The sequence below is a fragment of the Azobacteroides sp. (SeqCode) genome, assembly GCF_055395615.1.
Window position 1 is genome coordinate 573,341 of record NZ_AP014701.1, and the last position, 13,916, is coordinate 587,256.

Annotated in this window: 9 protein-coding genes; 6 read left to right on the forward strand and 3 right to left on the reverse strand. The window is 27.9% G+C overall.

Annotated elements, in window-relative coordinates; translation table 11 throughout:
• The first annotated feature begins 46 nt into the window (after positions 1-46).
• From dut to ACZ5QM_RS02395, 5 genes are all read left to right on the forward strand, one after another.
• A complete protein-coding gene (dut, locus tag ACZ5QM_RS02375; protein ID WP_464182401.1) occupies positions 47-490 on the forward strand; it encodes a dUTP diphosphatase in 444 nt (147 codons plus the stop codon).
• Between the two features lie 2,014 nt (positions 491-2,504).
• Positions 2,505-3,737, forward strand: a complete 1,233-nt coding sequence (locus tag ACZ5QM_RS02380; protein WP_464182402.1) for a murein hydrolase activator EnvC family protein — start codon at positions 2,505-2,507, stop codon at positions 3,735-3,737.
• A 1,161-nt stretch (positions 3,738-4,898) separates the two neighbouring features.
• Positions 4,899-5,321: an Hsp20/alpha crystallin family protein gene (locus tag ACZ5QM_RS02385; protein WP_464182403.1), complete on the forward strand. Its 423-nt coding sequence runs from the start codon at positions 4,899-4,901 to the stop codon at positions 5,319-5,321.
• Positions 5,322-5,717: 396 nt separating this feature from the next.
• Complete coding sequence (gene topA, locus ACZ5QM_RS02390; protein WP_464183326.1) at positions 5,718-8,042, forward strand: type I DNA topoisomerase; 2,325 nt, start codon at positions 5,718-5,720, stop codon at positions 8,040-8,042.
• A gap of 14 nt (positions 8,043-8,056) precedes the next feature.
• A complete protein-coding gene (locus tag ACZ5QM_RS02395) occupies positions 8,057-8,362 on the forward strand; it encodes a DUF4491 family protein (RefSeq protein WP_464182404.1) in 306 nt (101 codons plus the stop codon).
• 1,005 nt (positions 8,363-9,367) lie between these two features.
• Here the strand turns inward: ACZ5QM_RS02395 and cysS are convergent.
• Positions 9,368-10,852 (reverse strand): cysteine--tRNA ligase, encoded by a 1,485-nt coding sequence (gene cysS, locus ACZ5QM_RS02400; RefSeq protein WP_464182406.1) that lies wholly within the window; start codon positions 10,850-10,852, stop codon positions 9,368-9,370.
• A 767-nt stretch (positions 10,853-11,619) separates the two neighbouring features.
• Between cysS and ACZ5QM_RS02405 the strand changes: the two genes are divergently transcribed.
• Positions 11,620-12,351, forward strand: a complete 732-nt coding sequence (locus ACZ5QM_RS02405; protein ID WP_464182408.1) for a biotin--[acetyl-CoA-carboxylase] ligase — start codon at positions 11,620-11,622, stop codon at positions 12,349-12,351.
• 15 nt (positions 12,352-12,366) lie between these two features.
• On the opposite strand, the gene pdxT is transcribed toward ACZ5QM_RS02405, so the two are convergent.
• Positions 12,367-12,957: a pyridoxal 5'-phosphate synthase glutaminase subunit PdxT gene (gene pdxT, locus ACZ5QM_RS02410; protein WP_464182410.1), complete on the reverse strand. Its 591-nt coding sequence runs from the start codon at positions 12,955-12,957 to the stop codon at positions 12,367-12,369.
• 4 nt (positions 12,958-12,961) lie between these two features.
• On the reverse strand, positions 12,962-13,858 hold the full coding sequence (gene pdxS, locus ACZ5QM_RS02415) for a pyridoxal 5'-phosphate synthase lyase subunit PdxS (RefSeq protein ID WP_464182412.1): 897 nt from the start codon (positions 13,856-13,858) through the stop codon (positions 12,962-12,964).
• Positions 13,859-13,916: the final 58 nt, after the last annotated feature.

Below are 13,916 nucleotides of genomic sequence, written 5' to 3' on the forward strand. Positions count from 1 at the left end.
TAATGATTTTGTTACTAATTTTTTAATTTTATGTTTTCTCAAAAAAATGAAAATACAAATTATTAATAAATCGAAACATCCTCTCCCATCTTATGTAACTTTAGGTTCTGCTGGGGTAGATTTACAGGTTAATATTGAAAAGTCAATCGTATTAGAAGCAGGAGAAAGAATATTAGTACCTACCGGACTATTCATTAAACTGCCTATAGGTTATGAAGCTCAAATTCGTCCCAGAAGTGGCCTCGCTATTAATCACGGTATTTCTTTAGTTAATTCTCCGGGGACAATTGATTCTGATTACCGTGGAGAAATAAAGGTAATAGTTATTAATCATTCTAAAAAACCTTTTACAATAATGGACGGAGATCGCATTTGTCAAATGGTAATAACTAAGTATGAGCGAGCAGAGTGGGATAAAGTAAAAGAATTGGATAAAACAATTCGTGGTGATGGTGGCTTTGGACATACTGGAATAAAATTCCTTTTATAAATGAAATAAAAATTATGGGGTAAAAGTTATTGATTAACTATATAATCATCGTGTTTTTTACGTTTTAGTATTATTGTTATTGTATACTTGTCTTTTTGCAGAAAAATTATCGTATGAAAATTGGCTTGAATTCAACTATTTTTTTAGATGCTATTTGTTTCAAACAAAAAAAATGAGAATACTCAAACTTTTAATGCTTTACAATATGTATTGAGAATTGATTCTATGTCTTCTGTTGTTTTATATGAATTATCTAGGTAGTATCTTTTTCAAAAAAAGGAAAACTCGCATTAAATATTTTGCAAAAAGTAATCTCTTACGTTCTAACTAATTTCGAATATAAATTAGAATTAGCTAAATTATATTCGAAGTTAGGAAATAACAACGAGGCTATTAATATATACACAAGGATTAATAAAAGATAATTTTCAAAATCTAGACTTATATTACTATATAAGCGGCTTATGTATTAAACAATATGATGTAGGTAAAATTATTAAAGTGTTAAACAAAATTGAAAATAATACTAGGAATAAATGAGAATATTTCTTTACAAGAAATTAATTTTTATAAATTGTGGGAGGAAAAAACAAGTATTAAAAGAGTTAAAACGTTTAGCAAAACAAATCCAACAGAAGTTAAATATCAAATTTTGTAGGTAATTTTTATTTGTATTGAGAATGAGATAGAAAAAAATTATCATTTTATAAAAAAGCTAAAATAATAGTTTCAGATACTCTGTATTACTTTATTGAGATGTATAATTACTATAAAACTAAAGGAGAAGAGGAAGCATCCATAAAAAAATAGAAAAGCCTTAAAAAATTGAATATTAGATTTAAAAATTAAATGGAAGTATTCTTTAAAAAAATATTAAAAATTTATACGTAAATAAAAAAGATGAGAAAATAGACAATACTCTGTTTGAAATTTTAATGAAATGGTATTCAAAAAAATAGAGAATTAAGTCGTATGTATGTTTTTTTGCTTTTACAAAACAAAAAAGAGGAAGCTAAATTTCAATTTTAAATTATTACTGAGTCTTTCCTCGAAGATTTTGAAGTATGGATTCAACTATTAAATATTATTTTGCAAGAGGGAAATTTTGATGAAATTATTTCTGTTTGTAAAAAAAAACCTTAGTTTACTTTCCTGATATGCCTGAATTGTACTTATGTAAAGGATTTTTTTATAAAAAAAGACGATAAAAATGCTGTGTATATTTATTTAAGAGAATTAAAAATAATTATCAACAGATAATACATTGCTTCTATTTACTTTTTGGTGCAAATAGGTGATTTGTATTATCAATTGGGATATAAAGAAAAATCCTTTGCTTTTACGAACAGACTCTCAAATGTAATAATAAAAATATTGCTGTATTGAATAATTATGCTTATTATCCTTCTTAGAAAAAATATTACAGAAATTCAGAATTAATTCCAATTAATTATTTTATTGTTTATTTGTTAGAAATAAGTAAACAAGTGCTGTCAGTTGCTTTGCTGTAAATAACCGATAGGGAATGCTATAGACAATAATCTTGTTATGGTACATTTTCTACCAATTTAAATTGAGAGTTGATAATTTATTAAAAAGAAATATCTATGGATGTACAATTAATGAGAGGAAGATATAAACCATTTATGTATCCGTTTGTATTTTGTTTATGTAATGTTGAAAGTTCATGAGGGAATAAATTTATACAAGGGAGTCCTATTACCAAGACTATTTTAATTTAGTATAAAAAAACTGATTTAGAGAGAAGTAGTTTATAAATATGATATAGTGTATATTTTTTTAGACTATACAAATTGTGTTTAAGCTATTGAACTAAATAAAAGAGCAAATCGCAATGCAAGTATACCTGTTAAGGATTTCCCTCTTTAATAAGAGATTTTTTCAATTTACAAGTTTAGGTTAGTACTTTTTTACTGAAAATTAAAGAATCTTGAACAAATAAAGACAAATTATATTGCAATAGACTATTTAATTTGATTAAGAATTATTAAAAATGAAGATTCAGTGTATTATTGTTTTATTGTTGTTTTGTTGTATTATTTCTATTCAATCAGCAAATAATATTAAAGAATTGGAAAAACAACGTAAAATGCTTTTTATTGATATAAAAAATGCAAATAAATTTTTAAGCGAGAATCAAAAATCAATTAAAAATGTACAACAAAAGGTAGATTTGATAGTCAAGCAAATAGATACGAGAGAACAATTAGTAAAAATTATAAAAAATGAAACAGGCGTTTTAGGAAAACAAATTCAGGAGAGAGAAATAAAAATTGCTCAATTGCGAGAAATTCTTCAATTGAAAAAAGAACGTTATGCAATTGCTATTCAAAAAATTTATCAGAAAAAAAATAACCAAGATCAACTATTTTTTATTTTGTCTGCGTATAATATTGCTCATTCTTTTCATAGTATATTATACTTGAAAGAATATAGTAAGTGGAGAAAGTCACAAGGAGAAGAAATTATTGTAAAGCATAATACAGTATTTTCTGAAAAGCGAATTTTAGAACATAGTATAAAGGGGAAAAAAAAATTAGTAAACGTAAAAAGAAATGAAGAAGAAAAATTACAGATACAAAAAGAGACTAAAGAAATTGAGATAAAAAATTTAAAGAAAAATACAAAAAAAATCCAGTCTGAAATAGATAGAAAGAGAATTCAAGCTAAAGTACTAGATAGAGAAATTGCAAAAATCATCAAAGAAGAGATTGCTGCTGTAAAACAAACATCAGTCAAAGTTAATGTTAAGAGAAAAAATGAAACTATTGGTAATTATCTAATGACAAGGGATGAACAGGTGTTATCTGCTGATTTTTCTAAAAATAAGGGAAAACTTCCTTTTCCTATTAGAGGAAATTACCGTATTATTAGTAGATTCGGACAACAACAGTACAGCAATATGGAAAATATTCTTTATAACAGTAATGGAATAGATATTAAAACGGTACAAGATAATACAGCTAGAGCTGTTTTTGATGGAATAGTTACACGAATCTTTATTTTGCCAGGATATCAGACGTCTGTTATTGTTAGGCATGGTAATTATTTGACTCTTTATTCTTGTCTAGAACAAGTCTTTGTTAGAAAGGGAGAAAAAATAAAAAGTAGGCAAATTATTGGAAAAATATATACTGATAGAGAAAAAGAGAATTCGACAGTTTTGCATTTTGAACTTTGGAAAGAACAAATGAAGCTTAATCCAGAAATATGGCTATACCAATGATATTTTAGATTAGAAAGTAAATAATAAAGCTGAAGTACAGCTTGCCTTCTATTCGGAATAAGTAAGACTCAAACACTACTTTTCTGACACATAAAAATTAGAATTTTTATGTGTCACCTACGAACAACGAAATTTATTAGAAAAAGAAACGCTTAAAAAAATATAATTTGAGGTTCCTTTTAAAATTTCAAACATGACTATTATTAGAAAATTATCTAATTTCTTTAGATAGGAGTATGTTTGTAATTACTTTTTATTAGCTATTGTCTTCTTTTGTTGGAAGGAGGAGGAGTGAGGGAGATGGGAGAAACACAACATTCTAATTAATTGTATGGTTGTATATTCTTGGGTATAGTAAATTTTTGATTGTAGGAATGTTTTTATTTGTTCTGCGAATATCACATAAATTTCATATAGTAATTTGTTTTTACCGTTTTTGTCTTCTGATTTGAATTAAAAGCTGAAACGTGAATATTTTAGAAAAAATTAGGTGTGTTAGAAATTATCAAAATAAAGGACTAAAAATTTCTCCAATGTACTCTTTAATTTAATTAAGAAATAGTCAATTTATTTAAGTTTAGTCTATTTTATGATTATTTCCTCTCTTTTTCATCGATTCCACAATAACTGTAGAATCGAAATACTGGAATTACATAGCTTTTTGAAAAGATTGTATCTGTTATGACTTGAGCTATGATAAAATCAGTAAACCAAATTTCCATTTATTTAAAAGCAATATTTTGATTTTCTAGTTAATAGATTCCGTGAAATAAAATAATATTGTTTGCAAAAAATATTTTAGTAATATTGTGTTGGAAAATATTTTTTTATTTCAAACTAATTCGTAATAATAGGTTAGGAAAAAATGATTAACAATATATCTATGCCAATCATTTTTTAATAGTTGTTTACGGTATTGATATTTTTCATACTTAGATATTTTTTAATCGGAATAGAATAGTGCTATCTGTATAATTGCTTAAATGATTAGAATGTTTTGTTCTTTATATGTAAAAATAGAATCTTTTTTCTGAATTTTTGTAAAAGTTGCTAGACTATGACAAATAGTCATAGTCTAGGTTTTTTTTAAAATGGAACAAAAATTGTAATCTAGCTCTTTGATAGTTAAAGATGTATAACTAAAAAATAGGAGGGAAAAAAATGTTACCGATTAGAACAGCACAGGCATGGTTACCTGAAATTTTGTTAAACGATTGGTTTAACGACAGTATGTATGGTCAACGGACTATAACTTCTCCAGCATTGAATATTTTGGAAAAAGAAAATGGGTTTCGTGTAGAATTAGCTGCACCTGGAATGGTAAAGGAAGACATTAAAGTTGACATAAGTAAAGAGAATCAATTAGTCATTTCGGTTGAAAAAAAAACTGAATCTGAGGAAAAGCAAGAACGTTATTTACGTAAAGAATTTGGCTATACCCAATTCGTAAAAACGCTTACTTTACCTGATGACATAGATAAGGAGTCTATTGTCGCGTCATATGAAAATGGTATTTTGGCTATCGAAATTCCTAGAAAAGTAAAATATGTTGCCGAAGAAACGAAATCGATTTCTATTTCTTAGAAAGAATCAATAGTTCGGTTATTTAAAACGCTGTAGTTATTTTGCAGCGTTTTTGTTTAATTATTCAAAAGTTTAAAAACATTTTTTTGATTTGTATAAATTTTTGAAAATTTAATAGAGAAAGAGACAACTTAATTGTTGCTTTGAATGATTTTGTAATAGAATAAATTATATTGTGAGGTGTTTTTGTGACAAAGTTACGTATTGTACTTGTAACTTTGTCATAAAAAATTGAGAATTCAGAATATTTGTATTAAAATTCAAATAGAATTGGCTAGAGAGGTTATAATTAATGATTAAGGATTAAGAAAAATTTCTACTTTGAATTTCTTCTTATTATTCTATGATGAAGGTTCTCCAAGCTTATTTATTGAAGGAATGAAAATGAAAAAGGTATTGCAAAAAGATCTTGTGATTGTAGAATCTCCATCTAAAGCTAAAACTATTAGTAATTTTTTGGGTAATAACTACCAAGTTTTGTCTAGTTATGGACATATTCGGGACTTAAAAAATAAGGGATTAAGTGTAGATATACATAACGATTTTAAGCCTGAATATGTTATTTCTCCAGATAAAGTTGAAATAGTTAAGCAGTTGAAAGAAGCAACGGAAGGAGTGGAAACTGTGTGGCTTGCATCAGATGAAGACAGAGAGGGGGAAGCGATAGCATGGCATTTGTATATTGCATTGGAATTGCAAGAAAAAAAAATAAAACGAATTGTTTTTAATGAAATTACTAAAAATGCAATTTTAAATGCAATAAAACATCCTCGTGATATTAATTCTTGTTTAGTAGAGGCTCAGCAAGCTAGGCGTGTTTTAGATAGAATTGTTGGGTTCGAATTGTCTCCTATTTTGTGGAAAAAAATTCTTCCTTTTTTATCAGCAGGCAGAGTTCAATCAGTTGCTGTAAGATTAGTTGTTGAAAGAGAGAGGGAAATTAATAACTTCATTTCAGAATCTTTTTTTCGTATTCGGGCATTGTTTCTTTTGCCTGATGGTGAAACAATTGTTCAATCAGAAGTAAAAAATAGATGTTTTAAAACAGAAAAAGAGGCGAAAACGTTTTTAGAAAGTCTTAAAGATGCAATTTTTACTATAGAAAATATCAATACGTGTTCAAGTACAAAATTACCAGCTCCTCCTTTCACTACTTCTACTTTACAACAAGAAGCTTCTCGAAAAGCAGGATTTAGTGTTTCACAAACAATGTTTGTTGCTCAGAAATTATATGAATCTGGATTAATTACTTATATGCGTACCGATTCTTTAAATATTTCCTGTCTGGCATTAAATGCTATTCATAAAGAAATAATCGATAAATTTGGAAGTAAATATTTAAAAAGTCGTCAATACCACACTAAGATAAAAGGAGCACAAGAAGCACATGAAGCTATTCGTCCTACTTATATAAGAACTCGAACAATTAAGGGAACTGTACAAGAACAACGATTGTACCAATTAATATGGGAAAGAACTATTGCTTCCCAAATGGAAGATGCTGAACTGGAGAGAACAATAGTAACCATAGGTATTAGTAATAATCTGACAGACAAATTTCATTTGCAAGGTGAAATTATCAAATTTGACGGTTTTCTTAGAGTATATACCGATGGTACTGAAGATAAAAATATAAAGACTGTTCTTCCTTCTGTGCAATTGAATGAAATATTAAATCTAACTGAAGTATCATCATATGAATATCTTACTCAACGGCCACCTCGATATACAGAGGCAAGTTTAGTTCGTAAACTGGAAAAATTAGGGATTGGTCGCCCTTCTACCTATGCTCCTATTATTTCTACTATTCAGCAACGAGGGTATGTAATTAAAGGGAACAAAGAGGGAAAGAAAAAATCGTTAATTATACTTACACTGAAAAATAAAACTATTTCTAAACAGATAAAAATAGAAATGGTAGGTACAGACAAAAATAAACTAATTCCTTCTGATTCTGGAATTGTTGTTAACGATTTCCTTATTAAACACTTTTCGTTTGTTTTAGAATACAATTTTACTGCTGATTTGGAAAAAGAATTTGACAGAATAGCAGAAGGACAACTTAAATGGGCAGAACCGCTACATAAATTCTATAATTTATTTCATCCAATAGTAGAAAAAGTATCCTCTATTCAAACAGAACGTAGAGTAGGGGAGCGAATATTAGGTACAGACAAAAATGGAAAACTTGTTTCAGTTAAGATTGGACGTTTTGGTTCTTTTGTACAAATCGGTTCAGATAAAGAAAATTCTCAATTTTCTTCACTTATTCGAGGGCAATCTATAGAAGATATTACTATAGAAGAAGCACTTGTTTTATTTGAGTTACCTCGTACAGTAGGAATGATTGAGAATAAAACCGTAATAGCGGCAATTGGACGTTTTGGAGCATATCTTAGGTTTGACAATATATTTACTTCTATCCCAAAAGAATATAGTCCATATAGTATTACTATAGAGGAAGCTGAAAAACTAATCAAAGAGAAAAAAATACAAAATGCAAATAAAATTATTAAATCTTTTTCTGAGGATAATGATTTAAAAATATTAATTGGACGTTTTGGAGCATATATTGCATATAAAAAGAATAATTACAAGATTCCAAAAAAAAATGTTCCTGAAATAATCTCCTATGATGATGCAATGAAAATAATTAAAGAAAATACGAAACGAAAAAAGAAATCCTTGTTTTCTAAGCAGAAAACAAGGATTATAACATAAGTAAGGAATAACGAATGGAATCTTTAGTAACTCTTCATTTTAAAGGAATTATCCTTGGATTGTTTACATTTATTATTATTGGATTGTTTCATTTACTAGTAATAAAAATCGAATACTATTGTGGAACTAAATTTTGGCCTATATTTTTAGGAGTAAGTATTGTGAATATTATTGCATCTATTATTATATCCAATCTTTTTATATCTGCTCTATGTGGTATACTGGCATTTGCTTCATTTTGGAGTATCTTTGAAATTTTTCAACAAGTCAAACGTGTTAAAAAGGGTTGGTTCCCAAAAAATCTAAAACGAAAAAACTAATTTTTACAACCGTGTATGTTGTTATGTTTACTGCTAAAATATGGCACTGGATGAATGTTTTTCTGAGGATTTTGAATAAAACTCATTTTTTTTGAAAAAGTAAAGTTAAGAATATTTTAACTGTAAAAATGATTTTTAGAGGAATAAGATTTATTAAAATAAACAATAAATACTCGGTCTATATAGAAGATAAAAATACCCTAATTCCAATATTAGTATAAATTAAAATTCTCAGAAGTACTTGTATATAAAAGAAATTTTGTTGGTTTTGATATTCTAATTTAGAATTCGTTATATACATAATTATAAAATAATTTGGCTAATAAATTTATACGAATTTGTAAGTATAAAGCGTTTGAACTTACTAATAAATAAACGCTTTAGGTCTGTTTTTTTGAATTTTGGATAAATTACTAAAAATATAATGATGATTTTGTTAGAAGAGAAATGCTTTAATTTGTGAGAAGGTAGATACGAATTTTTAATTTTTCAAGGGATAAAAATTAGTAACAAATACTAGTATGTGTCTCTTAAAAAGTAAAATTACAAGAAAGATAAAAGATATCTGTTTGTAATTTAATTCTTCCATTGTTTTAGTTGTTTTTCGTAGAGTATAGGGTCACATAAAAGATAAAATAAATGCAGTTGCTACCATACTGAAAGATTTGGATATCTAAATTAATTGTTAGATGAAAAATCTTATTGAAGTTCTCATTATTTCGATAAAAAGACAAAATAATGATTTAAAGATGGAATTGGGAGAGTTTTTTCCTGTAAAAATGCAGGTTATCCTACGTTAGACCCAAACTTACAAAAAACAAAACAAAGTTTTTTTTAAAAAAAATCAAATAATTGACACCCCAATTTATCAATTGTGTAGTTTGGATAAAACTAGGTTATATTTGTTGAGATTTTCTGAATCCATTCATTCTATTGGTTAAGAATTATAATATGTTAAGCATAAATTTGTTTGATTAACTGTTGATGTAGTAATTTTTTTTGGCTTTATTTATTTAGTTTCCATTCGAACCCGTCTTTTACATCTTTAATTTCGAATCCTAAAGCCATCAACTCATCACGAATTTTATCAGCAGCGATCCAATTTTTATCTTTTTTAGCTTGTATTCGCATTTGTAATAATAAATTTACTGCTCCTGCAAAGGAATTATAAGAAGTATTCTTGTCTTTTGATTCCTCTTTAATTCCTAACAAATTAAATAAAAATAATTGAAAAAAATCTTTTAATTGTTGGATATTTTTTTCAGTCAATTGTATTTGTTTTGCCAATGCCAAATTAATTATTCGAGTGGCTTCAAAAAGATAAGAAATAACAATTGGTGTATTTAAATCATCATTCATTGCTTCAATTCCTTTTTCTTTTAATTCATTGATATTGATAGTAGAATTTATTGTTCGAGTTGTCACTGTTAGTTGTTTAAGATTTCTATTGGCTTCCAAAAGTCTGAAAAGACCTTTTTCAGATGCTTGTAGAGCTTCATTACTAAAATTAATTATACTTCTATAATGTGCTTGTAAAATAAAAAAACGAATTGTCATAGGAGTATACGATTTAGTTAATAAAGGATGATTTCCAAGAAAAAATTCTTCTAAATTTATAAAATTACCTAACGATTTTCCCATTTTTTGTCCATTAATAGTAACCATATTGTTATGAATCCAATATTTTACTCCTTCATGTCCAGTAGATGCTATGCTTTGTGCAATCTCACATTCATGATGTGGAAAAATTAAATCTATACCTCCACCATGAATATCAAATAAATTACCCAAATATTTTCTACTCATAGCTGTACATTCTAAATGCCATCCAGGGAATCCTTTTCCCCATGGACTTATCCATTGCATAATATGTTGAGATGAAGCTTTTTTCCATAGTGCAAAATCTGTCGGATTACGTTTTTCTTTTTGGAATTCTAATTTACACGTAGTGTTTAGTATATCTTTTATATTTCTACCAGATAATTTACCATAATTATATTTTTTATTATATTTTTCTACATCAAAATAAACAGAACCTTTACTTTCGTAAGCATAGCCTTTACTTATAATCTCTTTTACTAACTGTATCTGCTCAATAATATGACCGCTGGCATGGGGTTCTATACTTGGAGGTAATATATTTAAAGAATTCATTGTCTTATGATAAAGATTGAGATAGTATTGCACTACTTCCATTGGTTCTAAATTTTCCAATTGAGCTTTTTTTTCTATTTTGTCTTCTCCAAAATCAAAATTAGTTGTTAAATGTCCGACGTCTGTGATGTTACGAACATACCGTACTTTGTAACCTAAATACGTTAAATAGCGGAATAGAATATCAAAAGTAATTGCTGGACGAGCATGTCCAAGATGTGCTTCTCCGTATACTGTTGGCCCACAAACATAGAGTCCAACACGTTTGAGACATAGTGATTGAAATAATTCTTTCCTTCTTGTCAGTGTATTATAAATAGATAACCGATGCACCATAATAGTCTTTTTGAAATAAAATATAAATACAAATACAATCACAAAGATAAAGAGTAAAATAATATTGGTATAAATAAAGAAGGATTATATTTTTAGTAAAAAAACAACATATTTGAGGAAAAAGATGAAAACAATTACAGTTTAATAGGTTAAAAAAATAATTAATTGTACTAATTGATATAATTAATTATTTTAATATTGGATATTATCTATTGCGAATAAAAGTAATAATAATGGAAACAAAAATATGTAGAGAAATATTTAGGAAGTATCTAAAAATTTTTGTCCATTATTTTAATTTTTAGATAAAAAATCTTTCGTAGCTTAATTATGTCAGGATTTTTTTTATTTTTATTTTGGGTTCATTAGTACCTATTATTTAGGTACTAATGAGTATAGAAAATCTTTATATCTAATATTAGTGGAAATTTGTGATAATCAAGAATGAGACTGAATAATTCCATTTCGATAATTTTTTTATTAAAAGTGGAAAAAAAATGCTTACACCGGCTCTTTTTTATATAATCCGGATGATAGGTTTTTCATTAATTAAATACGACTCTGAAAGAACGGTTCTGAGTAATAGAATTGCGTAAGTAATGCCGTTGTGTAAAACGCTTATCTTTTAACATTTTAATTCGGTTTATCTAGATAAAAATGTAAAAAAAGAATGAATAAAATATTTGATTCGATACTTCATTGATTTAGTACTAAAGAATTGTTTAAATACGTATTGGATACGTTTAAACTATATATATGTAAGATGGATGAATATTATAGAGATTAAAACTACTACTTCTACCAATCTTTTCCTTAAAGACTTATTAAATAAACAACATTTGAAAGAATGGACGATTATTTTTGCAAAAGAACAAACTTCTGGACGCGGACAAATAGGAAATTATTGGGAATCCGAACCAAACAAAAATATTACTTGTAGTATTCTTTTATATACTCATTTTTTATCGATTAAGCAACGTTTCCTGCTTTCCGAGGTTATTTCTATTGCCATTAAAGATGTATTAGATAGATATGTAAAACGAGGGGTTGCAATTAAATGGCCTAATGATATTTACTTTGAAAAAAGAAAACTAGCTGGAATATTGATTGAAAATGAACTGATGAATCAGAAATTTTCCAAATCTATTGTTGGTATTGGATTGAATGTCAATCAACAAATGTTTAAAAGCAATGCCCCAAATCCAGTTTCTTTGAAAGAAATAATAGGTTTAGAAATAGATACTAATATATTATTAAAGCAAATTGTATATCAAATCCAATATTGGTATAAAAAACTAAAATCTGGCCGAAATAAATTGATTTCAAAGAAATATCATAATTCACTTTATTCTAAAGAAGAATTTAATTTTTATAGAGATAAAAACGAAACTTTCCAAGCAAAAATACGATTGGTTACTGAAGAAGGGCTACTTTGTTTAGTAACAAGGACAAAAGAAGAACGTCATTATTCTTTCAAAGAAATTTCTTTATTGTTGTAAACAAAACTTTTTCAACTATTCCTTATAGGAACTCTGGTAATTGATAATTTTTTGTATAAAATACTCGTGAATTCTTGTATCTTCAGTGAGTTCTGGATGAAAAGCAGCAGCAAGAAAATTATTTTGTTCGGCGAAAAGTATTTTGTTTTCATAGCTTAGTAATATACGAACTTCTTTACCTACTTTGTCTATGTATGGGGCACGAATAAATATTGTATGGTAAGGGGTGCTTCCTAATATTGGTATTGACATTTCTGTCTCAAAACTAGCCAATTGTCTTCCAAAAGCATTTCGTTTCACATAAATGTCCATCAATCCTAAACAATGTTGTTCATTCCCTATAATATATTTAGACAGTAAAATTAATCCTGTACAGGTTCCAAAGATTGGCATTTTTTTACGCCCCAACTCAATAATTGGAGATAAAAGTCCACATTTTACCAATAGCCTACTAATCGCCGTACTTTCTCCTCCTGGAAGAATTAACCCATTTATTTCTGATAAATCTTGCGGAGATAATACCTCTATTGTTTCACATCCCAACCTATGTAAAGCCTTGCAATGTTCTCTTACTGCACCTTGTAAGGCTAAAATTCCTATTTTCATTGCTTTACCACCCGCGTTCTGCTAATCTATTTTTATTATCTATTTGAGTAATGCTTTGTCCAACCATTGCATTACCTAATCCTTTGGATATTTCAGAAAGAAGATAAGCATCTTTGTAATGAGCTACTGCTTCTACAATAGCCTTGGCTCGTTTAGTAGGATTATCAGACTTAAATATGCCTGAACCAACAAATACCCCGTTGCATCCTAATTCCATCATTAAAGCAGCATCTGCCGGAGTAGCAATTCCTCCAGCAGCAAAATTAACAACAGGAAGACGTTCTAACTTTTTTACTTGTAATATTAATTCATATGGTGCCCCAAATTCTTTGGAAATTGTCATCAACTCCATTGATGTAGCACTAATTACTCGCCGAATGTCTTCATTTACTTTTCGTATATGATGGACAGCTTCAACTATATCACCTGTACCAGCTTCACCTTTAGTACGTATCATTGCTGCTCCTTCACCAATACGTCTCAATGCTTCACCTAAATTACGAGCTCCACATACAAAAGGTACTTTGAAGGTACTTTTTAAAATATGATAGGTATCATCTGCGGGAGTTAATACTTCACTTTCATCGATAAAATCGATGTTTAACGCTTCTAATATACGTGCTTCTATAATATGTCCGATACGAACTTTTGCCATAATTGGTATAGATACCGCCTGTTGAATGCTAATAATCATTTCCGGATCAGACATACGCGCTACACCTCCTTGGGAACGAATATCAGAAGGTACACGCTCCAATGCCATAACTGCTACAGCTCCTGCTTCTTCTGCAATTTTTGCTTGTTCTGGATTAATAACATCCATAACCACCCCACCTTTTAGCATTTCTGCCAACCCAGTTTTCACTGTAAATGTTCCTGTTTCTTTTTTTATGTTTATCATCTTTCCTATTTGATTGTTAAGTAACATGTTTGCAATATTAATTATACAAATTAATATT